The following is a 26,734-nucleotide window of genomic DNA, read 5'->3' on the forward strand; positions in this document are numbered from 1 at the left end:
AGTGACACGGTGACGGCGCGTGATTGTCAGTGGCGGTTGAGGATGCGGCAGCGGAGCAGGTCGAGGTTCGCTCGGCCGAACATGGTCCTTTTCAACATCTTCACTCTGTTCACCTGCCCCTCAACCGGTCCCGAATTCCAGTGCAGGCTCAGTCCCGCGGTGACTGCTGCCTGATCACGCCGCAGCCCAATGACCAGGGAGCGCAAAGCGGGAAGAGCGCTTGCTTCGACCGAGCACATCCAGTCTTCGAGAAGGTCGCCGCGTGGGTCGCGCATCATGGCCGCGAACTCACGGACGTATCCGGCCGTGGCATCGAGCTCGGGGCAGCGGGCCAGAATCTCTTTGAGCCGCAACGCGTCCTCGGCATTGAGGTCGTCAGGTTTCGTCATGATCCAACGGGCCACCTGCCGGGGCTTGGGTGGCGTCGGGGCGACGGGCGGTGCGGTGAGCGTGGTGCGGAACGGATGCACGTAGCGGCGGACGGCCTGCACGCTGCCGCGCCAGCCGCGGGCCTGGATTTCGGCGTGGAGGCGGGTGGCGTCGGTGCAGCCCTCGTTCCATCGCTGGTTGAGATAGGGCTTGTAGCGGTCGAGTTTGCTGGCCCGGTTCACCGCCTTGACCAGCAGCTCCTCCACGCAGGTGGCGCGGGCGAAGCGGCGCACCGTCGAGTGGTCCAGTTTCAGTTCCCGGCTGATCTTGCCCAGCGAGTACCCTTGGGCGAGCAAACCCTGGACATCGTCGTAACGCTGCCGGGTCCGGGCCACCAGCGGGCGTTCCCGCCCGCAGACGTCGCGCATCCCATCCGGTTCAACGGGCGCGTTTTCCGATACCGCTGACGATTCACCGTCATCGTCGTCAGGTGTGGGTTCTGGTTTCCGCAGGCAGCCGTGGTGGGTGACGACCGTTTTCTCCACGGCCTCACCGAGATTCGCCCACAGGTGGTACCGGTCGGCGACCTGGATCGCCTCAGGCGCACCCAGACGTGCTCCTTCGGCGTAGGCGCCGGCCCGGTCCCGGCAGATGATCTCCACTCCGGGATGGGCCTTCAGCCACGCGGCGAGCGTGGTGGCCTCGCGGTCAGCGAGAACGTCGATCGGCTGGCGGGTTTCCATATCCAGCAAGATCGTCGAATACACATGCCCGCGGCGCAGCGCGAAATCGTCGACACCGAGCACGCGTGGGGTCGTGATCTGCGGCTCGGGTATGGCTCGTACCAGCCGTAGCAGCGTCATCCGCGATGTCGCGATCGCCATACCGGCGGCCAACCGAGCGCCGGCCCGCCCTGCCAGCGCCAACCCGATCGACGTCAGCACCTCAGACAACAGCGAACTACACCGTCGACGCCGCGACGCCAGACCTTCCACCTGCTCGACGAACGTCCGGCGGACACAGTCCTTGGTGCGGCAGAAGAACCGCCGGACCCGCAGCATGATCCGCACCGGCTGACCGCCAGCGGGCATATCGGCGAGTTGACGCTCGTAGCGGCTGTGCACCGCGGCCGAGACCGCGGCACAGTCCGGGCACACCGCGCTCGTCCCACGCGGCCGCGCCCGGATCAGCAGGATGCCGACTTCGGCATCGACCTGATCAACAACGACCCCGGACAGATGCGGGAACACAGCCTCGGTCAGCTTGGTATCAAACACAAATGACCATGATCACCAACCACGATCACCGACCGTCACGGGGTCACGCTTCCCGTGCCAGAACCGAATTACCTGATCGTCCACAAAAAACCTGGTCGACAGGTGCGCTTGCCGCTGGCAGCATCACGGGATGCAGGCGCTCCGGGGCATCAAGGGCGACGCGACCAGCCCACACGCCAAGGGGCCGAAGATCATCGCGCACGTCTGCAACGACCTCGGCGGGTGGGGCAAAGGCTTTGTTCTGGCCATCTCGAAACGGTGGCCAGAACCGGAACACGCATATCGAGCCTGGCATCGCGCGCGACCCGGCAACGACTTCGGGCTCGGTGCCATTCAGCTGATCCGAGTCCGAGCCGATACCTGGGTGGCCAACATGATCGCCCAGCACGGCATGCGCGTCGGCAGCAAGGGCCCGCCGATCCGCTATGACGCCGTCGCCAGCTGCTTGGCAGACGTCGCCAGCCACGCACTACGACTCGGAGCCAGCGTGCACATGCCTCGCATCGGCTGCGGCCTCGCCGGCGGACGCTGGGAACGCATCGAACCCATCATTACCGATACATTGCTGACCAACGACATCCCTGCCACGGTCTGCGACTTCGACTGACCCCACGCCATTCGGCACGACACCGCGTGATCTACGGCATGACCGTGGCTTGGCTCGAATGTCCTCATCGCGGCAGAAGAGGGCGTCGCGGCTCTAGAGGTGGCTGTTCCAGGGACTTCCCACGCCTGTTCGTGTCGCGCTGCTGCCGGGTGGCAAGTAGAGGAGGTCGATCAGGCTTTGGTCTTCGTCGATGGCGTGGTGCAGGTGCCCGATCTTGCCGGTACCGCTGTCCGCGTCGGAGACGCCGATCAGCTGCCAGACGCCGTCATCAGCGTCATGCTGAACGTACAGAATGGGCTCGTGGCGCTCGAAGACCTCGAAGGTCTGGATGCAGGTGGTTCGCAGCAGCCAGTGCCGCATCCACCAGGCCCGTCGATCGCGCTGCATGACCTGGTCGGTGACCCACCAGATGAACGGCAGGTCCTCATGCGCGCGTGCCTGGTCCGCGGTCAGGTCCGGGCCGCCCTGCGGCACGTTCTCGAACGGGTCGTCGGTCAGCGAGAACGCATGCCCGCCCTCGTTTTCGAAGATGACGGCATGGAAGGTTCCACCGCCGGGATTGCCCGCGCCGATTCCGACCGACAGGCGAGCGACGTGTGGGTCTGACCCGGTGGTCCAGCCGAGTGCGTACGAGGCCAGCTCACCCTGCGGGCCGACGAACTTCCCGAACGCGCGCCGATCAATTCCCGTGACAGCGTTTGTGGGCGCCTCGAGCAGCGCACCCTCCCGCACCTGGATATCCACCCCGGCAACATAGCCGATCAAGAATGCACACCCAGGTACCCGCCACCTTCAGAGGCCGAGAGGATGGGCGGAGAGCCAGTCGGCGTGACGACATTTCAGGGCGTCACGTTCATCGGTGGTGGGCAGCAGTATGTCGGCGCCTCCGTCGTACGGGTGGTAGACGCGGTCGAAGGACAGGCTCGTGACCATCACCCTGCCGGTGACATCGTCGGCCACGGCACGAAGCAGGTCGTCTACGAGACCGGATCGCCAGGGGCTGCGGCTGACGTACAGGTGGATGTACGTGATGAATTCCGGGTCCGTTTCGTGCTCGTCGGTCCGCACCGACGTCCAGTGACGAGCGCCGGGGTTCCAGAGCGCGTGCCGCGCGGACAGCGGCGGCGGCTCCGACGTGCCCGACCAGTCGGCGGTGACGATCCTGACTTCCTCGCCGCTGAACAGCTCGGCCAGGACGGTGTTGTAGCGATGGAGCACGATGTCGTACTCGACGTCGTGGCCGGGGTAGCGCTTGGACCCGGGCAAGCTGTGGAAACGCACCCATCGGTCGTGATAGGCGTGTTTCAGGTCGTCGGCCAACGGAGGGCCCTTGGGCCACTGCCGCTGCCACAGCTCCGAAAGGTCGTCTGACACGCGATCATCTTCTCCAACTGCAGTCGCTACCGAGCCCCGCCGAATTTACGTACCGAATCATCCGTACGCAGCCCGTTTTCTGCTCATCGGCACGAGAGCGCGGACGGTGTGGTTAGTCCTGGCTGTTCCAGAGAAGTTGGTCGAGGGAGAGTAGAGGGAAGTCGATCTCGGCAGCAGCAGCCCTGGCCAGGACCATGATCGAGTGGGTGTCACCGGGAACTGTGAACCCCAGTCCACGTAAGGCTTTGGCTACCCTCAGGTCGGGCTTGAGCGCGTCTGCGCCGCAGCGCATCCGCAGGTAGGCGAACAAAGCTGGACCGATACCTGGTACCGCGCCCACTACCGGGTCGAGGCGATGCGCGTGCTCGAGCACTTGGACGCTGTCGGCCCATATGCGGCATCCGGTGTCCTCGTCCGTTCTCAAGTCGCGAATCAGTTGTGTCAGGTTTCGCGCGATGGTCTGCATGGTGACTGGTTCGGATGGTAAGAGGCCATACGTTGCTGCGTCCGGCGGAGTTTCGGCCAACACCTCCAGGGTCGCTGGCTGGTGATCGGCTTCCCATCGTTTGACCATGGGAAGCACTCGCTCGACGTAGCGTCGTTGCCGGGAGGCGACCACGTCGATGACCATCGAGCCACGCCGTTTCGCGTATTCCGCGGCGTACTTATGTGCGGCAGTGCGTGCCTCGTTACCAAATTCATCGGCGAGATTCTGCAACCTGCCCACTGCGGCTCGCCACTCGGGACGCTGCCGGAGCACAAGCAGCTCATCGGATTCCATCGCACCTGTCTATCAGCAGATACCAACCCGGGCACCAGAAGCGCCCGGCGGCCGTATCTCGCGGTTTGCGGCTTGAGAATGCGTCCAGGTCACGAACAGTCAGTCGATGAGACCGTTGGCTCGTGCTTTCGCCAGTTCGTACCGTGCTGGTTTGGTGTCGAGCAGTTTCAGGCCGCTCACCGCCCAGGATCGCAGCGATTCGTCGTCGTTGTGGAGCTGTTCTATGAGTACTGGTAGTGCCTTGGGTGAGCGAGCTTCGCCGATGAGTTCGAGCAGCCAGCAGCGCAGGCCATGGTCGGCCTGCTCCTGGTTGAACTCGGCGATGAGCTGATCGAGGTGTTCTGCGGTGTGGGGTAGTAGGAGCCCGAAGCCGTCTTCGCGGTCCTGCGGGTTGCGTTTGCGCATGAGATGTATGGCTTGCTGGAAACGCTCTGTCACACCGTAGAGGCTAGCGACCGGGTAGAGCGACAGCGATGACTCGCGGCGATACAAGGCCGCTAGCCGCTCCTGAGGCCAAGTGGGCACTGCGGCGGCGTATCGCCTGAGCCGGAGCCGGTTGAGCCTGAGACTCAGTTCTGAACGACGTCACGACGGCGCTGAGCGATAGCATGTCGCTGCGGGACTCGCAGAGTTCACTTGCCGTCAGCCGCTGGATCCGACCAGTTGCCCGCGTTCATCAGGACCAGCAGCTCCTTGGCCATCTTTCTGGCGGAGCTGCCGTCGGACCGGTCGTCGGCGACGTCGCGCAGGACGTCCGCCGCGTTGCGGATCTGGCGCTCGACTGCCTTGAGCAGGTCGACAGGTTGCCCATCAGTGCCCTGCTAGATGGCATAGCCGGGCTCGGGCACGAAACAGCCCCACCAGTCCAACAACACCCCCAACACTTCACTACGCGGCTTGCCCGGCATGACCCGGACAACCTCGATCAGGATGCTCACCGCCGGGATCCAGCGGGGCGGCGACGGCCACCATCGACGCGAAGTCGGCGTTGGCGATCGGCAACTCGTCCGGATGCAGGTACACCGCGCAATCCCAACGACGTGCGAGGTATCGGGCCGCACCGGCGTGGTCGGGATGGACGTGGGTGAGCAGGATCGCGGCCGGCGGGCCGGCGGTGGCGCCGAACAGTTTCGGCCGCGTTTTCGATTCGCAGGGCGTCTTTCGCCCAGCCGGCGTCCACGAGCACCCACGCCGGGCCCGACCGGACGAAGTAGACGTTGGTGCGGGTGTGTCCGGGCAGCCCCAGCCAGAACACGTTCGACGCGATCTCGCGTACTCCTGCGGCGTCGCTGACGTTCTTTCCTCTGGCCATCACCATCACCTGGCTCGATGTCGTTCCCGCGGCCGAGCGCGGGCCGGATGCCCTCGCCGGTGGTTCCGCCGCGGCCCACTGTCGATGACGCCCTCACTCCGCGTCGGCCGGTCCGGGCTCGGCGACCCGGAACACCGGATAGCGCTCGGCCACCGCTGCGATCTCGTCCGGTGGCGCTTGGACGCTGATGCCGAAGTAGTGGCGAGCCTCGGCCGCCCGTCCCCACGAACGGCCGGTTCGGCCGGCCCTGCCGAGGTATGCCCGAATCACCGGTGGCCGCTCTCCGAGTGCGACCTCCTGCAGCGTCACCGCGCGTCGCTCCCGGCGGCCGAGCACCGCCCGGCCGCCGGCCGCGCGGACGTTGCGGACCCAGTCCGACTCACCCGCCAGCGACACCAGAAAGCGCTGCTCATCGAGGACGACCTGGACCACCGTCGTCCGGCGGATGATGGAACTCCGGCGCCCCGGCACTTCGAGGGTCGCCACATAGGCCGGACTGAGTCCGTGCCTGGTCAGCCACCACCCCAGCGGTTGCAGCCGCTGATACAGCCAGGGCGTCCCGCGGTATCGAGTGCGTGCGGTGTAGTCGACCGGCCCGATGATTCCCTCGACGATCCGGTACCGGCGAAAGCTGGGCATCGCGCGACCTCCCCGCGTAGGCGTGACGGTTCGAGCGTCGAGGGGCAAGCACCTCGGCAACGAGAGTCGAAGGTCCCCCTGTGGCCGCCTTTCGGCATGAGCGGGTGGCGATGCGACCCCACATCGACGCGGCGCCGACGGACCCGGCCACCAGCACGGATGCTCCGCGACGTCGAAGCCTGGCCTGTGGTGGCGGAACATGCACCTTGAGTAGTTTCACGCTGCCGAGAGCGTTGATCGGGACCTATCGTTGATCTTCATGGAACGACAGCGGGCGGGTGGGGGATGCCTGATCGCGGGGATCATCGGTTTGGTCGCGTTGATCCCCACGATCTTCGTCGTCTCCGCGATCTCGGTCATGGCCTCCGATGGGTGTTTCACCCCGTATGACAGGCCGATTTGCGATCCGGCGCGTCAGGCGCTGGTCGGCTATGTCCCGTTCGGTGCTGTGGTGGCCGGGCTCCTGCTGGCAGTGGTCGGCGGCGGGTGGGCGATGCGCCGGCACTCGACACCGATGTGGTGGGTCTCGGCCGCTTATGCGCTGGTCGGGATGGCTGTGTTCACGGCATGTGGCCTCGCCACCGCAAAGCCGTCTCAGCACGATCGTGAACGGGCCGACGCCTACCGAGCAGCGCAAGCCGAGCAACGTGCCGCCGAAGATATCCGGGAGATGAAGGCACTACCCAATCTGGAAGACATGGTCGCGCGCTACGGAAAGCTGCGGGAACAGCTAGAGCGCGACGTGACAGCCGCGGTGCCGGGCATCCGTTGGCCACGCCTCTACGAGGGTGACGGCGCATCGTGCTACTTGCCCGGGTTGGATCCCCGCAGGATGTCCAGCGACCGCCGTGCGACCGCCACCATGTCACCTGGCGCTTCCGGCACTATGTTCACTGCGGATCAGGTCAAGGCGCTCGATGCCGCGATCCGGCCTGTGGCCGCCGCCGCGGGGCTCACCGGCCCTGCGCTGGAATTGCCGTATGGAGCTGACCGTGTGGGGAGCGCGCTCTATGCGCGTATCGAGCTGGTGGGGCCGCATCGGGAGCGGCTGTTGCTGATCGTCGCGCACTTGACGGACATCACGGTTGAGTTCAGCACCCCGTGTTTCCTTCCCTCGGCCCAACACTGACTAATCCCCCCCCCCGGCAATCAGGTACACCACGAAAGCTCGCTTTCGGCAGTACCGAATACGTTGCGCCACAAGGACTCTCGTCCGTTGCCCGCGCTCTTCGCGGCATAAGCGGCTGTTGGTCATGGGTAGGTAAGGGCGCCGCCGCCGGACATCCCCCGACGTAGCATCGATGGCTTCCGGCCCTCGGTTCCGGTGACCTAAGGCCAATGCGTCCCCTGTATGACGCGCGCAGGATCGTGTCAGACAACGTGGAACGATCGCTGGAGGAGGTCACGGCTATGCCGTCTGACGAGAGTGTCGCCCAGATGTACAGACTCATCCATCGGAGCCTGGTCAGCCCCGATGCGAAGACTCGCGTGGACGGCATCGATATGGCGTATGACGATTCATCCGGAATGGGCTGGTACGGCGGAGATGGCGTGCGGGAGCAAATCACGGACATGATCTCGCACGATCCCTCCCCTTGGGTGCGACGTGAGGCCATTTTGTGCGTCGGGAATGAGCGGACAACACCCGGCTCCGTCCTGTTGGGGGCGGCGCGAGACGACCCCGATCGCGCCGTACGTCACAGTGCCCTGCTGGCATACCTGCGCACTGGCCAGGGGCGGGACGCTTCTGGGGAGCCGAACATCCGGCCCGATGTGCAGGCCCTACTGCGGAAGGAGGCGGGTCCGCCCCACCGCCGGCTGTTCGAGCGGCTGTCCCAGCGAAATGCGGACCTTGTCGCCCGGTGTGTGTCCGCGGGCATGACGGAGTACCTCTCATTGCTCAAGAAGCTTCTCAGCAGGGTTGTGCACTGGGATTGGGGCGGTCTGCGACTCGCGATCGTCGATTTCTACAACGAGCATCCGCAGGACTGGGTGCGGGAGGCCCTCGACGGAATCGTTGAGAACTGGGACCACCTGGACGGCCGGGATCGCCGGTGGACGAAACGGTTCTTGAAGCGGCTCGCCAAGGCCGAAAGCGAGTACGCGAACTACTCGTCGGCTGCGAGGGCCTGCCTCAAGAAACTCGAGTCGCGGTAGCCTCACTCACTGGCCGCTTTGGAAAATGACAGGAGAGTCGGACTCGTCGACATACAGTAGTTCGCCACCTGGCCAACGCTCGCTCATCGGCATGACAGGACACGACTCGCGGCATGTGAGGATGTCGCAGGGAGGTCCGGTGCTGAGCGCAGCATCTGCCGGCGAAAAATCAACCAGTGGCGTGGGCGGACGTTGTCGATGTCAGGGCGTGGCAGCGCGACGATCCGGATAGGTGACCAGCAAAGGGTTACGCTCGGCAAGCTTGGCGAGAATGTCTGCTGTGGTCGATGCCAGCATCGTTTCTTTCTCGTCAGCGGTAACGCCGACAACCTGCAAGAAGATGAGGTCGCCATTCGGGGTGCCGATCTGGCCGAGTTGAGGGTCCATCGTGAGCGCGTACACCGTCAACTCGGTTGCCGGCGCGTCCGGCAGGTGAGGGTGGCCCGTGATGGGTTGGCGAAGATCGATCCGATGCCCTGGCTTGAGTAGCACCTGGTTGTTGTTCACATATTTCGCCAGTTCCTGCAGCATGGCGAACGGCCAGCCAGGCGCCTGGTCGTCGTCGGGCTTCCGTGGCACGCGCAGCGTCAGCTCGAAACCCCAGCCTGACCACTCGGGGTCGTCTTCAGATTGGGGCTGGTATAGCTCGCTCAAACCGTAGGTGACGTAATGCCAGTGCCCCTCGGCCGGATACGCCGAGCAGCCTTGCAGCGCTCCACCGACGAAACCACGCGGCGGGTGGTAGCCGACGTGGTGAGGCTCGATACCGGGATACAAAGCTGCCAGCACGGCATCGATCGCGTCCCATCCGGGCGCTTCGTCAACATCTGTCACGACATCATCCTCTCTAACGCCGAACTCCCCAGGCTTTGGCGCTGACGTCGGCATGGGCGCGACTCAGTCAGACGAAAGACTGTTCACCGAAGTTGATCCCGTTGCGCTGGGCCATGGTGAGGACTTGGCGAGACACGTGGTGCGGCGGCGTGCGCAGATACTGCCGGTAGCCGTGGGCTCGCAGGCGGATGTCGAAGTTCTGGCCCTGGATGTGGTGCCACGCCGGGTATGCGTGGTCGTCAGGTGAGGCTAGCCGGTGCACGTCGTCGATCCCCAGGGGTTCGTGTAGCGGGCCGAGATGACCGGTGATGTCCCATGCTTGCTCGAACACGAGTGTTGCCGGTGCGATCCAGAAGGTGAAGTGCTTCTCCGGCGGTACCGGGTCGACCCAGCGCACGATGTAGTCCAAGTCAAGCAAGAGCCGAGTCGGCGGGACCGTGTCGTCGTCGTACTTGGTGACGCCGAGGGCGCGGATTCTGCAGTCGTGCCAGCCCATGAACTGGAAGTCCGCATCGGTCCAGGTGGCTTTGGACAACCCGGAAGGCGGGTGCGCTGCAGCGGTCATCGGCACAGTATCGTCGAGACACTCATGCCCCGCACCGCAATTGCGGCGTCCGCTCATCGGCATTTCCGGATGTTCGATCGACGTCGCCATGATCGGTCCGCAAGGTAGATCTGGAACTTGTTCTCTTGGTGGATTACCTGCTGTTGTGGGTCCACCGGCCGGCAACAGCAGGTAATCCCGCAACAGGTGGCAGAACAACGGTCAACCTCAAGGCAACGGTCGCGTGGCCGCGGTTGGTCGACGAGCATGTGGCGATCACTGACCGTGCAACTGGCCGCGAGCGGGAATCGAACTGGCCGTCCATGGGTGGTCGTCCACGGGGAAATTCCGACTGGCCGCTGACAGGGGCGGCAAGGATCGGTTGTCACGGAGAAACGTGGTTGCATCTCGTGAACCAAACCAGCTTGCCGGTCGTGGTTGCCCCGTGCACCGCGGCGGCGCTCGAGCGGGCGCTGGGTGTGCTCGCCGACGAGGTCTACGGCTTCGCCTACGGCAGAGGGGTCCGCTCTGGTGGGGTTGTGGGGACTGTTGGGTGTGGTCCTGGCGTGTGTGGTCGGGGCAGGATGTCTGGTTTCTGGGTCGCTACGTGCGAGCCTTGGACGACCTTGCCGCCGACCTGTGCGAGCGGTGATGGCCTACGCCGGCTTGCGCCCGCCGAGGAGGTTGTGCTCGACCTCGCCATCCAGGACGCCGAACGCCGCCACCACGATGAACCCGAACTCACCGCAAACTGGAGACCGGGCTGTCACCTGCGCGGTTCGCGACTACGACTGGTTCGCTCTGCAGGACGTGCTGTTCCAGGACAGAGACTGTGACGGCGGACGCTCTGGAAGACCTGCTGGATAACCCGTCCGACCCCAAAGTGGGGACAGAGCAGGGAGATGACCATGGGGCGATCGCAGGTCAGCGCGCTGACCTGCGAAAACTGTGGGGCGCGTGGGACTCGAACCCACAACCTACAGATTAAAAGTTTGCGGCTACCCGGTGTCGCCGAGTGTCACTTGATGTCAGTTTGCACCGCTGGTGCAGGTCGACGCGAGAGACGTTCACTTTCGAGTGTCGTCTAGTGCGTGCTGGTGCCGGGCGATGTTTCGGCACAGGAGCACCCAGGGAGCACGCTGCGGCGGGTACGTGGCTGGCCGGGTGCGAGGACTGCCAGCGCGGTCGAGGCGCTAACAGGGGCCGCGAATACGTGGGAGTCCCCATCGACCGCTTCTTTAACTCCAGGTTGCGAGGCGAGGGCGTCTTGGCAGTTTTGCGTAGCCAATTGCTGATCTTCGAGCGTTTACGCCAGCGCGTAGTCACAAAATACTGCTGGGCGGGCACCAACTGCCTTGATGCCAGCGTCGGCAGACGATCATGGCCCTCTAGCGGCGAGGATGACCGTCACGGTCCTGGTGCCATTGTCCGCTGAGCCAGCCGCAGGGCCCAGTCCATGAATTCGACAGAAACTCCGTCGACCCTAGGGCTGATGCTCACTTTAGCGTTCGCCCACTCGTCGGACGTGTTGTAAACGGCGAGGACCGCACCTACTTCCTCGGTGTTGGAATCAATGAACTCCAACACACGTTCACCGCTTACATCGTCAAAGTCGATGACCTGCACCCGGCGTCCGTTAAATTCCTCATATCGCACGAGAACACCCTACTTGGCCAGGTACTCGATGTCGGAGACGACGAACTCGCCATAGCCGAACTCTTCGCCCAGCCTGATGTAACGCTCATATTGGGCAGTGGACAGTACGCACCCTCGTTGATTGATGATGCGGAGCAGAAGACGAAATGCGAGGTCTGGTGAGCATTGCCGTACACATCGGATCAGCGCGGCACGGACGTCATCCGCGGGCAAAACCTCGATCACTTCCGCTTCTACGGCGGATGCGAGCTGGTGCCCTGGACCAGGAACCTCAACTTCCAGAGCATCATGTTCGACGAGCCGCCGGCCACAGCGCTCGGCGATGAGTTCCATCCAGCGAGTCCCGGTCGGAACTCCGATGGCAGGGTCGCCGAGTTTGAACCCGTAGCAGCTCGCGTTCCACAGATTCTCGATCTCAGCCGAGCTGAGTCCATCGCGCAGGAGTATCACGTCGTTGCGCAACGCGACCACCCCTGACCGGTCGCCGCCTGGGTGCATGCCGACCTCGACCACGTCCATCGGCCCGCCAACGTGGCTCCAATCCTGATGGAACTGCGACGCTAGCCCTGTGATGCCGAAATCGAAGTCGGTGAACGTCACGGGTTGGCGTTCTCGAACGAGTTCGCCTACCTCCGACATGACTGTTTCCGCGTAGTCGAGTTCCTGGCCAAGCAGAGCTAGGCGGTCGTACTGCTCACCCGACACCTCATACCAACTGCTGCGAAGAATCTTGAGTAGGAAGCGGAATGCCAGATCCGGCGAGCAGGCCGTCGCGCACCGCAGCAGGGCAGTTTCGGTCTCGTCGCCGGGCACTGCCTCGGTGATTTCCTTCGCGACACGCGTCGTAAGTTCTTCTGTCGGCGCTGGGAACTCGATGTGTGGAGCGTTGTGATCAGCAAGCCACTGGTCACAACGCTCCACGACATCGTGCATCCACTGCGTCCAGGACGTGTCGTCCTTGGTCACGATCGGGAGGAAGGTCGCAGGCACGGTGCTCATCCACAAAGACTCGATTTCGGCTGAGCTGAGGCCGTCGCGAAGGAGCATCGCGTCGGTGCGCACGGCGAGTACCACCGCCGGGTCGTCTGGCATCGCCGAGGCCACCACGTTCAGCGGATCGCCGTGGCGCTGCCAGGTGGCCGGGATGCTGGCCACCAGACCTGTGATCCCGAGATCGGACTTCATGTACAGCTACTCATCTCTCCTGGACGGGAAACCCAGTCAACACGAAGTATCCTCGCGCGTGTCCCGGTTGCCGTTTCAACCTGACGACGAACCGGTTGGTGGCGTCCGCGATGGAGCCGTCGGCCTTCGCGATCCATCCGATCGAGTTGTTCACCCCGGAAGGAAATCGAGCGCATCCAGCGGCATTGTGCTCAGGTGGAAGCACGACTAGCAACTCAGAGAATCTGAACTCTGCCTCGATGGACAGAGACCTGTTCGCGAATTTTCCTATCGCGAACAGGTCTCCGGCAAAGTTGGCGACCTCCATCAGCTACTCGGTGAGGTACTTCACGTCTGAAACAACAAACTCGCCGTAACCGAATTCCTCACCTAAACGCGCATACCGCTCGTACAGTGTTGTGCTGAAGCGGTGCCTGCGCTCACCGATCACGCGAAGCAAGAACCGGAAGGCGAGATCTGGCGAACATTCACTTACGCATTTGACCAGCACTGCACATAAGTCGTGCTCGGACAACGCTTCTGTCACTTCCGCCGTAACAGTCGAGGCGAGTTGACGGCCAGGACCGGGGATTCTGGAGGTCGGCGCGCTGTGGCTCGCCAACCGTCGATCGCAGCGCTCGATGATGCGTTCCATCCACTGAGCACCTGTCGTGATCCCAAAAGTGCGCGAACCGAAGAAGTTTCCACTGTATGCCGAGGCCAGCCACAGCCTCTCGATCTCGTCTGACTCCAGTCCGTCCAACAGAAGCATTGCGTCGTTGCGCAGGGCGATAACTTCGGCGTGGTCATCATCGTCGCGCATGGTGGTCTCGACTACGTCCATGGGTCCGCCGACGTGTCCCCAGTCTTCGTGAAATTGGGAGGCCAGTCCGGTGATGCCGTAGTCGAAATCAGTGAACTCCAGCGGCCGATAGTCGGACACAAGATGTAACAGCGAAGCAACTATCGATTCATCGTAGTCAAATCCTCTGCCCAGCTCCACGTAGCGTTCATACTGCACACTGGGCAGATCACTGAAATACGCATTGATCATCCTGAGCAGAAAGCGAAAAGCTAAGTCCGACGAACACTTCCGAACGCACAGGGTCAGCAAGGATTGCTCTTCCTTGCACAATCCAGACTCAGAGATCTCCTTGATCACGCTGGCCTTGAGCCGATCACTCGAACCCGGAAGTACGCCCGCTCGGGTGCTGCGGCCAGCGAGTTGCCGGTCGCAGCGCTCGACGATCAGGTTCATCCATCGCGTGCCAGACCAAGCTTCCCCGGTTTCATCGGGACAGGAGTCCACGCGAGCCGCGCCGACCCACAGCGCCTCGATCTCGGCGGCCGACAGTTTCTCGCGCAGCAGTACTGCATCCTGCCTCAGCACAACGAGTGCAGCAAGGTCGTCAGGCATGCATGAATCAAGCACATCCAACGGACTGCCATGGTCATGGCGATCGGGTGGAAACGCAACCAGTAGCCCGGTGATCCCGAACCCGGCGTCGATGGATGGCACAGTTCACTCCTTGACTGGAAATCCGGTTAGCACGAAGTATCCCGATTTATGTTCTTTGGGCGACACGCGCTTAAGGACGATGACGTACTGCGTGCCAGCAGCGACGGGTGGACCTTCAGCCTTGGCGACCCACCCTAGCGAAGTCGTCCCGAACTCACCTTTGAGCTCCAGGTTGCGCGCGCTCATCGGGTTCTTTCCGGTCTTGTTCTTCCAGTTGTTGATCGTTGTTGCATGCTTGAGCAGAGCGTCCGCTACGACTTCTTCCGCGAGCTCCTGACTAAGGAATACACCGTTTGTATCACCCTTGTTCTCTGCTTTCTTCTTGCGAGCCAGCGCAATCGCCGTCGGCTCGTCAACATTGACGTGCTCGTCGAGGATATGCGCTTCTCGGAACTGGGCCGCGTCTGCGGTCAACCGTCCGCAGTTGTGTACCAGGACCGGGGTTCCTGCGGCGACCACGTAGAACGTGTGCACCGTGTCGACGCTCAGATTGTACGTGCGCATCGTACCCGAGTAGGCGCGTGTGGCTCGGACCTCGGTACTGGCGTCCGGCGTGGCGAGCTGATCACCCGCACGCAGGTCAGCGGCGTCAAGCCAGCCGTGTTTGGCCGGGTTCCAGAACCAGTGGTGCGCGGTTGTGGTGATGGTTGACGCGCCGACTGCGAGATCGACGAAGTCCCGGTCACTGTCAGTGACGTTCGTTGCCAGGACCTTGTGTTTCTCTGCGACTCCGCTATCCGGGACGGTGTTGGCCACCTCGTCGCCGACCGCCACCTGGGCGATCGGTTTGGTGGTGCCGTCGGCCATGAGAACTTGAGTGTTCGCGGCGAAGCTATTCGAGCACCCGGGGTCGAAGGGGCCTGGCTTGATCGGTGCGGTGGGTTCGAGTCCTGGATGGACCGGCTCCACCTTGAGCGTTCCGCCTTCGAACTTGGCGACGTCGCCCTCGAGACGGATCGTCCCGCCTTCGATACGGCCTGTCATCCCTTCCAGCCTGGCGAGATCACCTTCGGCCTTGATCGCGCCGATCTCCAGGCGATACGGCACGCCATCGATCTTCACGATCCCGTTCGTGATCTTGGGAAGCCCGTTCTCAATCTTGAGTGTGAGGCCCAAGACCTCGGCCACCTTGCTGGCGAAGTTCGCCAAGGGGACAGCGAAATGATCGATCTTGATCACGTTGCCCAGGAACCTGGCGACCGCTCGCCCCACAGCGCTGCCGACCGCGTCCAGCACCTTGATCAGGGCGCCAGCGGGGTTCGGGATGGCGAAAGAGGTGAGATCGAACAAGGACAGTCCGAGCGCCTTGCCGGGATTTCGGTCCCACTCGCTGAGGTGAAACAGCTCGAGCGGGTGATCAAGGAGCTGCTTGAAGCCATCGGCGATCCGGCCACACGCGGCAAAGCCGCTGGTGACAATCGGGCCTGACAGGCCGCAGTGACCGAGCTCCAGCAGGCCCTTGCCGAAGTTGACCGCGCCTTCCTTGAATCCGTCGATCGCTTGTGACACGAAGTAGTCGATCTTGGCGTTGGCTTCGCGGAGCTTGACGCATGCCTGCTCGTCATTACCGAGAGTGCAGCTGAGCAGGACGGCGTAGTAGTCCTTGATCGCGTCTTTCGCCTTACCTGCCAGTTCGTCGATCTTCGACTTGACCTCGCCGCAGGCCGTGGGGTTGCTGTACTTCAGGCATTTGATGACGTTGGTCGCGCCGAGCAGGAAGTTGGCTTCCAGTTCGCGCTGGTGCCGTTCGGCCTCTTCACGTTTCAGCCTGGCTTCTTCCTCGGCTTGTTTCTTGAGGTCGTAGAACTGGGTGAGTGACGCTTGGACGTTGGTGGCGAACTGGTGAATGTTGCCGGTCGTCTCGACTGCCCAGGCGTAGAGCGCCTCGGTTTCACCGGCGGCCTTGCCGGCTACCGCGGCGGCCGACGAAGCGATCGCTGCCGCGTTGCCGGCCTGCACGGCCTCGGAGCGAGCCATCGAAGAAGCTTGCGAAGCATCGTTGGATGCCCGGTGTGCGTTCTGTGCGGACTGCGCCGCGGCGTTGGCCGCGTTGTTCGCGGCCTCGGCGGATTGCGCTGCCGCCGCCGCGGACTCCGCCGCGCGCTCCACTGCCTCGAATGCGGGTTTGACCTCGTCGATGGCCGCTTCAGCCGCAGCACGGGCGCGCTGAGCGGCCTCGTCGGCCTCTCCCGCCTTGGCCTGTGCGGCCGCGGCCTGCTCCGCACCGATCTCCAGAGCATCAGCCGCTGATTCCAAGGCGAACCGTGCGTCGGCGTTGATCTCCGAACTCGGCGTGCCGAGGTCGACCACTGTATGCGCCGGATCGATGATCTGCGCGGACGAGGCTCTCGCCGCGTACGCGGCCCGGCCCGCGACGGCGGACTGATAGGTGGCTTGAGCCGCTTCGTCCACTGCGGCATAAGCCTCGCTCTGGGTGTTCTCCGCAGCGGACTTCGCCGCGTTGACGGCAACAACCGCTTCGACGGTGAGCCGGTTGGCCTCGTCAGCGGCCCTGCGCGCGGTCACGGCTTCCTGGTCGGCCTGGGCCGCGGCCTGCTTGGCTCGCTGGGCTTCCGCCCGCGCGGCGTCGGCTTCCGCTTTCGCCCGATTGGCGAACGCACGGGCACGCTCGGCATATCCAGCCGAAGCGTTGGCGTCCGCGCGAGCTCGCGCGGCCATCTCACCCATCGCCCTGGTGGCCTCGTCCGCGTCCTTGCCTGCCGCGATTGCCTCGTCCCGGGCGCGCTTGAGGCCTTGTTCGACCTGATCGGCGTAGCTCTGCTTGATACCGCACGAGTGCACGGCGAACCACAGATCCGACGAAGCCTGCTGCGTTCGTTTGAACGCGGCGTCCTCGCCGACCTTCGCCTTGACCGCGACATTGTGCGCAAGGACCGCCTTGTTACTCCGATCGATCGCGTTCGCCGCCATCGCCTGGGCGTTGACGCGTGCCGTGCGCGCGCTGGCCGCGTGCGCACGGGCCTTTCGGGCGGCGTCTTCAGCGGCCAACTGCTGGGCTTTGGCTCGTTCCGCGGCCTTGACCGCGATCTGCTCTTGCACCTTCGCGGCGGCGGCCAGGTCAGCTGCGGCCTGTGCCTGCCGTTCCGCTTCCTCGCGCCATTTCCGCGCGTTGTCGGCGTGCTCCTGCGCGTTCGCGTCGGCGTCGAGTGCTCGGCTGTCGGCCAGTGTCGCCTCGGCGGCATGCTGTGCGGTTTCTGTTGCCTTCGCGGCGGCCTTGGTAGCGGCGCCTACCGCGATGGTGACCTTGGCCCAGTCAAGACCGTTCGTCATGCCTGCTTGTTCGAGTTTGGTGGCCGCGTTCTGAGCCTGCGCGCTGGTGCTGCCGGTCAGTTCCGCTGTCTCAGCCGCCTGCCTGGCGTGCTGGGCGGCTTCGGCTCGGAAAGCGTCGATCTCAGGATTACGGCCTCGCTGTCCATTTGCACGAAGAGGCTTGTCCTCCTGGAAAATGCGATCGGCGTTGCGCGCGGCCGCAGTACCCAGCTGCATGAACCGGACGCCGTCTTCCAGGAACTTGAGCGCCTCCATGTTGGCGCGGATGATCTCGGCACGAGCCGTCGCCGCGTCCGCGGAGCGCTTGGCCAGGTCGATGAGCGCAGCGATGGCCTTGTTCCGGTCATCGAGTGCCTTTTCGATCTGGGCTTGGTACTCGTGGTCGCGTTTGTTGGCCTCGGCGTAGCCGGTCTTGTAGAACTCGGCGATCTGGTCGTAGTCACCGATGGCGAGGATGGCTTCGCCTTCGACCTTCACCTGCGGCCCACCGTGGGCCACCATGTCGCGGACTCGGCCGATGATCCGGTCTTGCTCGGCCTTGGTGTCCACTACGGCCTGCGCGTCCTGCTTCTCGGCGATTTCCTTGCCATAGGCCACGAAGTCGCCGATCCGGACATCGTCACCGCTGTCCCAGGCCGCTTTCGCGCCTGCTCGGACATTGGGACCACCGGTCTCGGCCCAGAGCTTCACCTTCTCGCGGTTCTCGAGGATCACGAGCTTCTTGCGGTCGGCCGCCCGCTTCTTGGCCGCGGGTTCGCCGTAGTCGAGGAACTCGAGGATCTTGGCCGGATCATTGGTGTCCAAAGCCGCTTGAGCGGCCTCTCGCACCTCGATGTCAGCCGCGCCCTTGGCGATGTCCTCCACGAGCTGCCTGTTGAATGCGTCCTCGTCGTCATCGGTGACGGCAGCGGGCACAATGGTGCTGGCCGAAGCAGCCGGCGCGGCGAAGGCGGCCACCTGAACAGTGCCGCCGAGCAAGGCGCTGATCACCATCAGGACAACTGCCATGGTGAACTTTCGCCGCCACCAAGCGGCACTCAGGACCTCGGGTCTCGCGTTCACTGGTTCCCCCCGTTGCGAATGGTGGCCGCGTCCGCGCTCGCGCGGGCTTGGTCCGCGATACCGGTCCACTTCGCGGCCTGCGCGATGGCCCACTCGGCTTCGTCGGCCCACGACTTCTGGTTGGCGCCTGCGCGGGCGAGCACGCTCGCCCAGTCTTGGTCGGTGGTCGCGGTGCGGGCGTAGTCGGCGACCGTCGCCCAGGAAGCAGCCTGGGCCAGTGCCTTGTCCCGCTCCGCACCCCAGTTGACCGATGACACGTCGGCCTGGTCCGAGATCGAACGCCACGCGGCGATCGCGTCGGCACGCGCCTTGTCGGCGAGGGCGCCGGACGATTCACGTTCAGCCCGCTCAGCAGCCAACGCGGCTTCCTGCAGCCGACGCACGGTGTTGTGCCAGATCACGTCCCGGTCAGCGGTGAACATCCGAAACGCTTCATCGTCCAGCTTCGCCGCGCTCGGCCAGTAGTAGGTGAAGAAGTCCGCGATATCGGCGTCGTCACCGGTGCGCAGAGCACGGCTCGCCGCTGCCCGGACCTGCGGGCCGGGATCATCGACCGACAACCGGGTCACATAGTCTCGGTCCGCCTGAGCCTGTTTGGCGACATGCTCCTGGTACTTGTTGTCGTTGAGTCGATCCGCTTCCTGAGCCTTGGCAAAACCGGTGCGGACGTATTCGTCTCTCTCGGCGTCCGTGCCGCGCAGTGCGCGTTCGGCGGTGACGCGCACGTTGCTGCCGGGCAGCGACGTGGTGATGGTGCGCTGGATGATGTCGGTATTGCGCCGTGCGTTGTCGATCGCACGTGCCCTGGCCTTGTCCAGGCCGGTGGCCAGGAATTCGGCGATCGCCTCGTCGCCCCTGCTGCTCAGCAGCGCGGTCCACGCGGAGGTCTGGACCTCCGGCCGTGGGTCCCGCTTGGCGATCCGCTTCACCCGCGCACGATCCGCCGCCGCCTGCTGAGCAGGGTCGACCGCGGCGATCACAGTGTCCGCGATTGCCGCGGTGGATGCGATCGCCCCTGTCGTTCCGATGATTATCGCGGTGACCATGACCGCGCGCATGAGCGTATGACGCCTCACGCTGTCCCCCCTGCAAATGTGAAATTAGAATTTGCCCGATCTTTTTCTAGCACGCGCCGGACCGGCCGAAGGTCGGGGGTTCGGTGATGTGGATCACCAAAGTTGCGTGTAACGCGAACCGCGTGCGAAAGTCCGATCGGCATTCGGCTACGGGGAGCCGGACTACTCTTTTCGAGTGATGCCGCACAGTTAATTGAATGAGGGGGGAAGTTTCTGATGTTCACCAGAACATCGTTTGTCACCTATGGCGTGCGGGGGATCGCCGCGCTCGCCGTCGCGACGTCGGTCGCGGCCGGGGTGACCGCCGCGCCCGCGCTTGCCGCACCTGCGGTGGCGTCCGCGCTGGCCACGGTGCCTGAGTCGTCGGAAGAGGCGAAGATCGCCGCCGCTCGCGTGCTGGGCATCCAAGCCCGCGAAGATCTGCTGGTGCTCAGCGACAAGAACTTCGTCATCGCCCTGTGGCAGAAGGCCAAAGAAGGCACTGAGATCAAGGCCGCCGCATTGCGCGCCTTCACTGACAATGTCGATGAACTGGCATGTAAGAAGTACATTGAGACCGGCATCTACGAGGCTGACCGGCTCGACCAGATCGCCAAAGCTGTCAAAGCGCAGCGTGACACAGAGCGTCGCTCCGCCGCGCAGGAACTTGGCATTGTCGCCACCGATGAAATGCTCGATGCGACCAGTGAGAATTTCATTTTCCGCCTGTGGGAACGTGCCGAGGCGGGCAGCGACGTGAAGAAGGCCGCGGCCGTCGTCCTCAAGCAGGGGACCACTGAGGAGCAGCGTCAGGCCTTCATCGTCAAGGGCATCCACGACGCGGCCGCCATTGATCGCCAGCGCAAGATCGACGAGGCCGACCGGCTCGAGAGGGAAGCCGCCGAGCGCAAGGCGAACCAGGAAGCCAAGGCTGCGGCGTTCTCCGCGGCGTTGGGCGTCGTCGCCTCCGAGGCCGACAAGAACCTGCCCGACCACGAGTTCATCTACGAGATCATCCGCCGCACCACCGGCGCCCAGGTCAAGGCTGCCGCGCAAGCTGCCTATGACAACCGGGACCCGGCCGCGTGGAAGGCGTTCATCTACACCGGCGTGCACGCCGCGCACAAGGCCGACCTCGACGAGCGTGACCGGCTCGCCGCCATCGAAGCCGAGCGTCAGGTACGCGTGATCCTCGACGCGGCCGAGCGTGATGGCTTCCAGCCCAATCTCGTCGCCGCTGCACGCGCCGCCCTGGCCGGAACCGTCGCGGACCGCAACAACTTCCTCAATACGGGACGGCACACCGCTGCCAAGGCGGATCTGATCAAGCCGAAGAACAACCGTGTCATCGAGCTGCAGGGCACCCAGTCCGGGCGTTGCCTGCAGGTCTCCGGTCTTTGGGACCAGCCGGACGAAGGCGCCAACGCCGACGGTGCCACCACCGAACTGTGGGACTGCCAGCGCGGACCTAAGCAGGTCTGGGAGCTACTGGCCAAGGACAACGGCCAGTACACGCTGCAGAACCTCGCCTCCAAGCACTGCCTCGACCTCGACGGGGACCACGTCGTCCAGCACGCCTGCGACGACGCGAAGGCCACCCAGCGCTGGGAGTTCTTGGAAGACGTGAACGGCACGTTCGGGCTGCGCAATGTCGCCACCGGCAAGTTCGCCACCGCGCTGGACTCCGGAACAGGCAACGCGACCCTCGTCGTGCAGTACACCAACACCAACTCGATCGACCAGAAATGGCGCATCATCGACCCGACCCACGTCTCGTGGACCGTCGCGATGACCCCGGGCACCATTGAGCTCAAAAGCGTCGACTCCGGCCGATGCCTGCAGGTCGCCGGCCGCACAGACCGACCCAACGACGGTGCCAACGCAGACTCGGCGCGCACCGAGATCTGGGACTGCACCCAGGGGACCAAACAGGTGTGGGAACTGATCTCGCTGGGCGAAAAGAAGTACGGGCTCAAGAACAAGAACTCCGGCAAATGCCTGGACATGCTCAACAGCGATCCTGCCAACGGTGCGCCGCTGATCCAGTACAGCTGCCACTTCGCCGGCTCACAGCAGTGGGTGTTCACCCAAGGCGACAACGGCAGCCTCGGCCTGGCTAGCGCCTACACCGGCAAATTCGCCGATGTCGAGAACGCCTACACCGCCAACGGCTCGGCCGTCATCCAGCACGACGGCACCGGAGAACTCAACCAGCGGTGGACGGTGCACCAGCTCACCACCACGTAGCCGGTCAGTCTGCGCGAGGCGCGGGTGCAACGCAGGCCCTGGTGGCGTACACGGACCTGCAGTTGGCTTACAAGCCCGCTGGCACGATCTCGACACTTCGGGGTCTTGCCAGCGGGACTTTTTCTGTACAAAGAAGACAAGTGCGGACGCTGGCCGCATATACATCGAAGACGTACTACTCCGGCCACCTGGTTGCTGGGCTTGGAGCTATGCCGACTTAACGTCGTGGCCGACACGTTGCCGGCCCTGGACCCCTCAACGAGATGGTGACTGGTTTCCGCACGGGGACCCGGTTTGTCATCCGTCGAGCGGCCTGAGGGTTTCCAGCTTCTGGCTCAGTTGGTTCTCAGCCCGCGCGGAGTCCGATCCGACTCTTCGCAATGTTACGTATCTTCTTGGTGCTGCCGGACTCGGCGAGCAGGTCGAGTACCGGCGCCGACGTTGCCTCTTCGGCAAGGAGGCGCTGCATCCAGTCCGTGACCTCCGCCAACTCCGCCGCCGTCGGCACTTGGCCCTCTGCAACGGACAGATAGAGCGACCAGTCGCGAACACGTTGGCGGATGAACGCGCGGTGGCCTTCCGCTTTGAGGCGATCCAGTTCCGGCAGAAGCTCAGCGGCCCAATGCTCGAAGGAGGCCGGATCGCTCGTCTGCGTCGCGATCTCGTCCACGAGCGCCACGACCGCGGTCTTGGACGTGAGCTCTTGAGGGTCACGCAGGATGGTGGCCACGATCGAGAGGTCACCGTTGCGGTTGGGCGAGGCGACTGCCACCGCAACTATGCGCTGATAGGCGGCAGATCGCACGTGCCCGTCCGCGACAGCCTCATCGACGTCCACGTCGACAATCCCGGCGTCTGCGAGCAACGTGGCCAGATCCCTGCGCAGCGTCATTCCGCCTCACCTGCTAGGCAGGGCAGGCACTCCTGTGTCAGCACCGGCTTGTCCTCAGTACCCGGCCTTCGACTCGAAGTCCCTGAGCCAGTGCCGGAAGTCGTCGTCGCCGTGGAGGAATACGCTGGGCTCGGTTTCGATGTCAGCACCGCTGAGCCAATCAAGTGCGTCCCACACGACCTCGTCCTCGACATCGCCGGCTTCTTCGGTGATCCACGGTGTCGCCCAATCCGAAGCCTCGCGCGGGCTGACCTCACCGGAGATCAGACCCCGCAGGATTTCCCGGACCTCGTCCCTGGTCGGTTCCTGATTGCCGTGAGTCGTCATGCGTCGATCCTGTTTCCGTCGGCGTCGAAGGTGTGGTGCACCTGGGGAACTGGGAGTCCATCAGCGCCAGCAGCTCTTTGGCCAGCTTTCTGGCGGAGCTACCGTCGGACCGGTCAGCGGCGACGTCACGCAGGAGTCCCGCTGCGTCGCGGATGCGGCGCTCGGCCGCTTCTAGCAGGTCGACAGGTCGCCCATCGGCGCCCTGGTAGCTGGTGTAGCCGGGCTCGGGCACGAAACAGCCCCGCCAGTCCAACAACGCACCCAACGCCTCGATACGAGGTTTGCCCGGCGTGTCCCGGATAACCTTGAGAAGGATGGTCATCGCAGGGACCACGGCTGGGTACAGCGCGCCAGCATGGTCATTGCCCACTGCGGCGACCAATCGGCCGACGGCCAAAGCAGCGTTGTCAGCCGAAGCCGACGCCGCTAACTCTTCAACAGCGCCAGCGGCTGCCTCCGGGCGATACCAGGTCGGGCCAGGCAAAGCGAACCAATCGATGGTCGTCGAGGCGTCCATCGCACCACCGTACTCAAGCCGTCGCCGTTGGCACGCAGAACTGGCCCGATGCACAGCGTGCGCCGACAAGCTACCGATCAGTGGCGCTGAGAGTGCGTTTGCGGCCGAGCAGCACCAAGGGTATTTGGGAGTCAGTCGCGATACCTCGTAGGTTGCTGCTGAAGTGGCTCTCGTTTGGTCACTTCTCGTGCGACGCCCACCCAGCGAGGTTCCGAACTGAGGTCGAAAGCCGTGCACTGGACCGCGAACGCGGCCACGACCTTCCCTGACGACAGCAAGAACTCCACGCCGAGACTTCCGGGGCTGACATCGACTACATCAGCTGCCGAAAGTATGCGGCTTCGCCAAGGATTGACCACACGTAATTGGTCACCGCAGAGTTCAATGCGTGAGCGAAACGCCGACCACACCAGCAGCCCCATGGCGACGTAGAGCACCGCGGCCCAGAACCATTCGGACGCGGGCATGCCATCGCGCTGCCACTCCGGGTTGAGCAGCGAAGGCTGGAACCACACGAATGGCGATAGCAGCAGCGGCACCGCCACGGAAAGCAAACGAACCCACCATCGCACACGCCAAACTCGACGACTTCTGGGCAATCCGATCACTTCATGATCGTTTCACGGCTTTCTCGACCTTGACTGAGGGCGCCCCAGGGAGGCGCGCTGAGCGGACGCGGCCAGCTGTCTGGAACGATAAATCCGTGGACATCGCATGGCCCGGGCGGTGCGAGGACGTGCTCGTCGCACTCGAAGTGCTCGCGGCAGAACCTCCAGTGCTGGACGACGCGGGACGAGACTGTCGACGGCGAGTGAAAACTGATCACGGCGTGGCATCTGAATTTTGACCCCTTGTCCGGTGACTCTGGCTGGAACCGAGCCAGGGAGGACGAAGGGTGTTGTCCGTGGAGGATTGGGCTGAGATTCGTCGTTTGCGCAGGTCGGAGGGGTTGCCGATCAAGGCGATCGCTCGGGTGTTGGGTATTTCGCGCAACACTGTGCGTGCCGCGCTGGCTTCGGATGCGCCGCCGAAGTATGTGCGGGCGCCGCAGGGGTCGATTGTGGACGAGGTGGAGCCTCGGATTCGTGAGCTGTTGCAGGCGTTTCCGACGATGCCGGCGACGGTGATCGCGGAGCGGATCGGCTGGACGCGGTCGATCCGGGGTGCTCTCGGCGCGGGTGGCGGCGTTGCGGCCGGTGTATCTGTCGCCGGACCCGGCATCGCGCACGAACTACGTGGCAGGCGAGATCGCACAGTGCGATTTGTGGTTCCCGCCGATCACGCTGCCGGTCGGGTTCGGGCAGGTGCGCAAACCGGCCCGGTTGCCGGTGCTGACCATGGTCACCGGGTATTCGCGGTGGCTCTCGGCGGTGCTGATCCCGTCGCGGGGCGCGGAGGACCTGTTCGCCGGGTGGTGGCGGCTGATCGAGCAGCTCGGCGCGGTGCCGCGGGTGCTGGTCTGGGATGGTGAGGGCGCGATCGGCCGGTGGCGCGGCGGGCGCAGCGAGCTGACGGCGGAGTGCCAGGCGTTTCGCGGGACGCTGGGCACGAAGGTGATCGTTTGCCGGCCGGCGGACCCGGAGGCCAAGGGCCTGGTCGAACGTGCGCATGATCATCTGGAGCGGTCGTTCCTGCCGGGGCGGGTGTTCGCTTCGCCGGCGGAGTTCAACACGCAGCTGGCGGGTTGGCTGGCGACCGTGCGCACCCGCACTCGGCGGGCGCTGGGATGCGCTCCGGCCGACCGGATCGTCGGCGACAAGGCGGCGATGCTCGAGTTGCCGCCGGTGGCTCCGGTGGTGGGCTGGCGGGAGACGAGCAGGCTGGCGCGGGATCACTACATCCGGCTCGATTCCAACGACTATTCGGTGCACCCGGCGGTGATCGGCCGCCGAATCGAGGTGGTCGCGGATCTGGACCGGGTGCGGGTGTTCTGTGACGGGAAGACCGTCGCCGATCACGAGCGGATCTGGGCGCGGCATCAGACGATCTCCAATCCTGAGCATGTCGCCGCGGCGAAGTCGTTGCGCCGCAAGCGGATTGGTGTATTGCGGCCCGCGCCGGAACCTGAGGTCGAAGTCCGGCGCCTGGCCGACTACGACGCCGCGCTCGGTGTCGAGGACGAGGGTGGGGTGGCCTGATGGCGGTCGTGAAGAAGACCACGAGTTCGCGGGATCTGACCGCGGAGGTCGCTTACCTGACCCGGGCGTTGAAAGCGCCGACCCTGCGCGAGTCGGTGGACCGGCTGGCCGGAGCGGGCGAGGGCGGAATCCTGGACGCATGAGGAGTTCCTCGTCGCCTGTCTGCAACGCGAGGTCGCCGCGCGTGAGTCTCACGGCGGCGAGGGCAGGATCCGTGCGGCCCGGTTCCCGGCCCGCAAATCGTTGGAGGAGTTCGATTTCGACCACGCTCGCGGACTCAAACGCGACACGATCGCGCACCTGGGAACTCTGGATTTCGTTGTCGGTAAAGAGAATGTCGTGTTTCTCGGGCCGCCGGGCACCGGGAAGACCCATCTCGCGATCGGCCTGGCGATGCGGGCCTGCCAATCCGGGCACCGCGCGTTGTTCGCCACCGCCGCCGAATGGGTCGCCCGCCTCGCCGAGGCGCATCACGCCGGACGGCTGCAACAGGAACTGGTCAAACTGGGCAGGGTTCCGCTGCTCGTGGTCGACGAGGTCGGCTACATCCCGTTCGAGCCCGAAGCGGCGAACCTGTTCTTCCAGCTCGTGTCGTCCCGCTACGAGCGGGCGAGCTTGATCGTCACATCCAACAAGGTCTTCGGCCGGTGGGGCGAGGTGTTCGGCGACGACGTGGTCGCCGCCGCCATGATCGACCGCCTCGTCCACCACGCCGAGGTGATCGCCCTCAAAGGCGACAGCTACCGGCTCAAGAACCGCGACCTCGGCCGCGTTCCCGCTGCCGGCACAACCGAAGAATAACAAGATCAACTGACATGCAAGGGGTCAAGATTCAGATGCCGGAAAGGGGTCAGAATTCAGCCGCCGTTGACAGAGACACGCGATGGCCTGACCTCACTAACGCTGTCCACTGGTTGGTGGATGACACATGGTGGGATCAGCAGGATCCGGCCACCAGGAATTTCGTGGCGG

General features: G+C 64.3%; 21 protein-coding genes and 3 pseudogenes. 7 read left to right on the forward strand and 17 right to left on the reverse strand.

The window, feature by feature from the left end:
• Window positions 1–26: 26 nt before the first annotated feature.
• Entirely contained in the window at window positions 27–1,646 is a 1,620-nt protein-coding gene (locus tag ACFV15_RS16670) for an ISL3 family transposase (protein WP_378351336.1), read from the reverse strand.
• A 130-nt stretch (window positions 1,647–1,776) separates the two neighbouring features.
• Here ACFV15_RS16670 and ACFV15_RS16675 point away from each other — a divergent pair, with 130 nt between their 5' ends.
• Window positions 1,777–2,253 (forward strand): macro domain-containing protein, encoded by a 477-nt coding sequence (locus tag ACFV15_RS16675; protein WP_378351337.1) that lies wholly within the window; start codon window positions 1,777–1,779, stop codon window positions 2,251–2,253.
• A 93-nt stretch (window positions 2,254–2,346) separates the two neighbouring features.
• Here ACFV15_RS16675 and ACFV15_RS16680 read toward each other — a convergent pair whose 3' ends face one another.
• The 5 genes and pseudogenes from ACFV15_RS16680 to ACFV15_RS16700 all read right to left on the reverse strand — a co-directional run.
• Complete coding sequence (locus ACFV15_RS16680; RefSeq protein WP_378351338.1) at window positions 2,347–2,997, reverse strand: hypothetical protein; 651 nt, start codon at window positions 2,995–2,997, stop codon at window positions 2,347–2,349.
• A gap of 48 nt (window positions 2,998–3,045) precedes the next feature.
• A complete protein-coding gene (locus tag ACFV15_RS16685) occupies window positions 3,046–3,627 on the reverse strand; it encodes a hypothetical protein (protein WP_378351339.1) in 582 nt (193 codons plus the stop codon).
• Between the two features lie 112 nt (window positions 3,628–3,739).
• A complete protein-coding gene (locus ACFV15_RS16690; protein ID WP_378351340.1) occupies window positions 3,740–4,408 on the reverse strand; it encodes a hypothetical protein in 669 nt (222 codons plus the stop codon).
• A 99-nt stretch (window positions 4,409–4,507) separates the two neighbouring features.
• Window positions 4,508–4,846, reverse strand: a complete 339-nt coding sequence (locus ACFV15_RS16695; RefSeq protein WP_378351341.1) for a HEAT repeat domain-containing protein — start codon at window positions 4,844–4,846, stop codon at window positions 4,508–4,510.
• Window positions 4,847–5,296: 450 nt separating this feature from the next.
• Window positions 5,297–5,539, reverse strand: a pseudogene (locus tag ACFV15_RS16700) (MBL fold metallo-hydrolase); the annotation flags it as partial.
• A 95-nt stretch (window positions 5,540–5,634) separates the two neighbouring features.
• On the opposite strand from ACFV15_RS16700, the gene ACFV15_RS16705 reads away from it, so the two are divergent.
• Window positions 5,635–5,808, forward strand: a complete 174-nt coding sequence (locus tag ACFV15_RS16705) for a hypothetical protein (RefSeq protein ID WP_378351342.1) — start codon at window positions 5,635–5,637, stop codon at window positions 5,806–5,808.
• A gap of 5 nt (window positions 5,809–5,813) precedes the next feature.
• Here the strand turns inward: ACFV15_RS16705 and ACFV15_RS16710 are convergent, their stop codons facing one another.
• The gene (locus ACFV15_RS16710) at window positions 5,814–6,359 is read right to left on the reverse strand and encodes a nitroreductase/quinone reductase family protein (protein ID WP_378351343.1); all 546 of its coding nucleotides are present in this window, start codon (window positions 6,357–6,359) and stop codon (window positions 5,814–5,816) included.
• 259 nt (window positions 6,360–6,618) lie between these two features.
• On the opposite strand from ACFV15_RS16710, the gene ACFV15_RS16715 reads away from it, so the two are divergent.
• A complete protein-coding gene (locus ACFV15_RS16715) occupies window positions 6,619–7,488 on the forward strand; it encodes an LppA family lipoprotein (RefSeq protein WP_378351344.1) in 870 nt (289 codons plus the stop codon).
• A 359-nt stretch (window positions 7,489–7,847) separates the two neighbouring features.
• Window positions 7,848–8,516: a HEAT repeat domain-containing protein gene (locus ACFV15_RS16720; RefSeq protein ID WP_378351345.1), complete on the forward strand. Its 669-nt coding sequence runs from the start codon at window positions 7,848–7,850 to the stop codon at window positions 8,514–8,516.
• A gap of 201 nt (window positions 8,517–8,717) precedes the next feature.
• On the opposite strand, the gene ACFV15_RS16725 is transcribed toward ACFV15_RS16720, so the two are convergent.
• The 7 genes from ACFV15_RS16725 to ACFV15_RS16755 all read right to left on the reverse strand — a co-directional run bounded on the left by ACFV15_RS16725 (window position 8,718) and on the right by ACFV15_RS16755 (window position 19,662).
• The gene (locus tag ACFV15_RS16725) at window positions 8,718–9,350 is read right to left on the reverse strand and encodes a suppressor of fused domain protein (protein ID WP_378351346.1); all 633 of its coding nucleotides are present in this window, start codon (window positions 9,348–9,350) and stop codon (window positions 8,718–8,720) included.
• Between the two features lie 67 nt (window positions 9,351–9,417).
• The gene (locus tag ACFV15_RS16730; protein ID WP_378351347.1) at window positions 9,418–9,915 is read right to left on the reverse strand and encodes a hypothetical protein; all 498 of its coding nucleotides are present in this window, start codon (window positions 9,913–9,915) and stop codon (window positions 9,418–9,420) included.
• A gap of 1,386 nt (window positions 9,916–11,301) precedes the next feature.
• On the reverse strand, window positions 11,302–11,550 hold the full coding sequence (locus tag ACFV15_RS16735; RefSeq protein WP_378351348.1) for a hypothetical protein: 249 nt from the start codon (window positions 11,548–11,550) through the stop codon (window positions 11,302–11,304).
• A gap of 9 nt (window positions 11,551–11,559) precedes the next feature.
• Window positions 11,560–12,735, reverse strand: coding sequence for a hypothetical protein (locus ACFV15_RS16740; RefSeq protein ID WP_378351349.1), 1,176 nt, complete (start codon window positions 12,733–12,735; stop codon window positions 11,560–11,562).
• A 310-nt stretch (window positions 12,736–13,045) separates the two neighbouring features.
• A complete protein-coding gene (locus tag ACFV15_RS16745; RefSeq protein ID WP_378351350.1) occupies window positions 13,046–14,233 on the reverse strand; it encodes a hypothetical protein in 1,188 nt (395 codons plus the stop codon).
• 3 nt (window positions 14,234–14,236) lie between these two features.
• Window positions 14,237–18,532, reverse strand: coding sequence for a polymorphic toxin-type HINT domain-containing protein (locus ACFV15_RS16750; protein ID WP_378351415.1), 4,296 nt, complete (start codon window positions 18,530–18,532; stop codon window positions 14,237–14,239).
• Window positions 18,533–18,582: 50 nt separating this feature from the next.
• A complete protein-coding gene (locus ACFV15_RS16755) occupies window positions 18,583–19,662 on the reverse strand; it encodes a hypothetical protein (protein WP_378351351.1) in 1,080 nt (359 codons plus the stop codon).
• Between the two features lie 216 nt (window positions 19,663–19,878).
• Between ACFV15_RS16755 and ACFV15_RS16760 the strand changes: the two genes are divergently transcribed.
• A complete protein-coding gene (locus ACFV15_RS16760) occupies window positions 19,879–21,888 on the forward strand; it encodes an RICIN domain-containing protein (protein WP_378351352.1) in 2,010 nt (669 codons plus the stop codon).
• A 346-nt stretch (window positions 21,889–22,234) separates the two neighbouring features.
• On the opposite strand, the gene ACFV15_RS16765 is transcribed toward ACFV15_RS16760, so the two are convergent.
• The 3 genes from ACFV15_RS16765 to ACFV15_RS16775 all read right to left on the reverse strand — a co-directional run bounded on the left by ACFV15_RS16765 (window position 22,235) and on the right by ACFV15_RS16775 (window position 24,169).
• Window positions 22,235–22,780 carry a hypothetical protein gene (locus ACFV15_RS16765; protein ID WP_378351353.1) on the reverse strand — a complete coding sequence of 182 codons (546 nt, stop codon included), beginning with the start codon at window positions 22,778–22,780 and terminating at the stop codon, window positions 22,235–22,237.
• 54 nt (window positions 22,781–22,834) lie between these two features.
• Window positions 22,835–23,107, reverse strand: a complete 273-nt coding sequence (locus ACFV15_RS16770; protein WP_378351354.1) for a hypothetical protein — start codon at window positions 23,105–23,107, stop codon at window positions 22,835–22,837.
• Window positions 23,108–23,755: 648 nt separating this feature from the next.
• Window positions 23,756–24,169, reverse strand: coding sequence for a hypothetical protein (locus ACFV15_RS16775; RefSeq protein ID WP_378351355.1), 414 nt, complete (start codon window positions 24,167–24,169; stop codon window positions 23,756–23,758).
• A 350-nt stretch (window positions 24,170–24,519) separates the two neighbouring features.
• Here ACFV15_RS16775 and istA point away from each other — a divergent pair.
• Both istA and istB read left to right on the forward strand, forming a co-directional pair.
• A pseudogene (gene istA, locus ACFV15_RS16780) lies at window positions 24,520–25,762 on the forward strand (IS21 family transposase).
• Window positions 25,762–26,563, forward strand: a pseudogene (istB, locus tag ACFV15_RS16785) (IS21-like element helper ATPase IstB). Before istA ends, istB begins: the two co-directional pseudogenes overlap by 1 nt.
• Window positions 26,564–26,734 lie beyond the last annotated feature (171 nt).

The organism is Amycolatopsis sp. NPDC059657, assembly GCF_042734395.1.
GTDB lineage: Bacteria > Actinomycetota > Actinomycetes > Mycobacteriales > Pseudonocardiaceae > Amycolatopsis.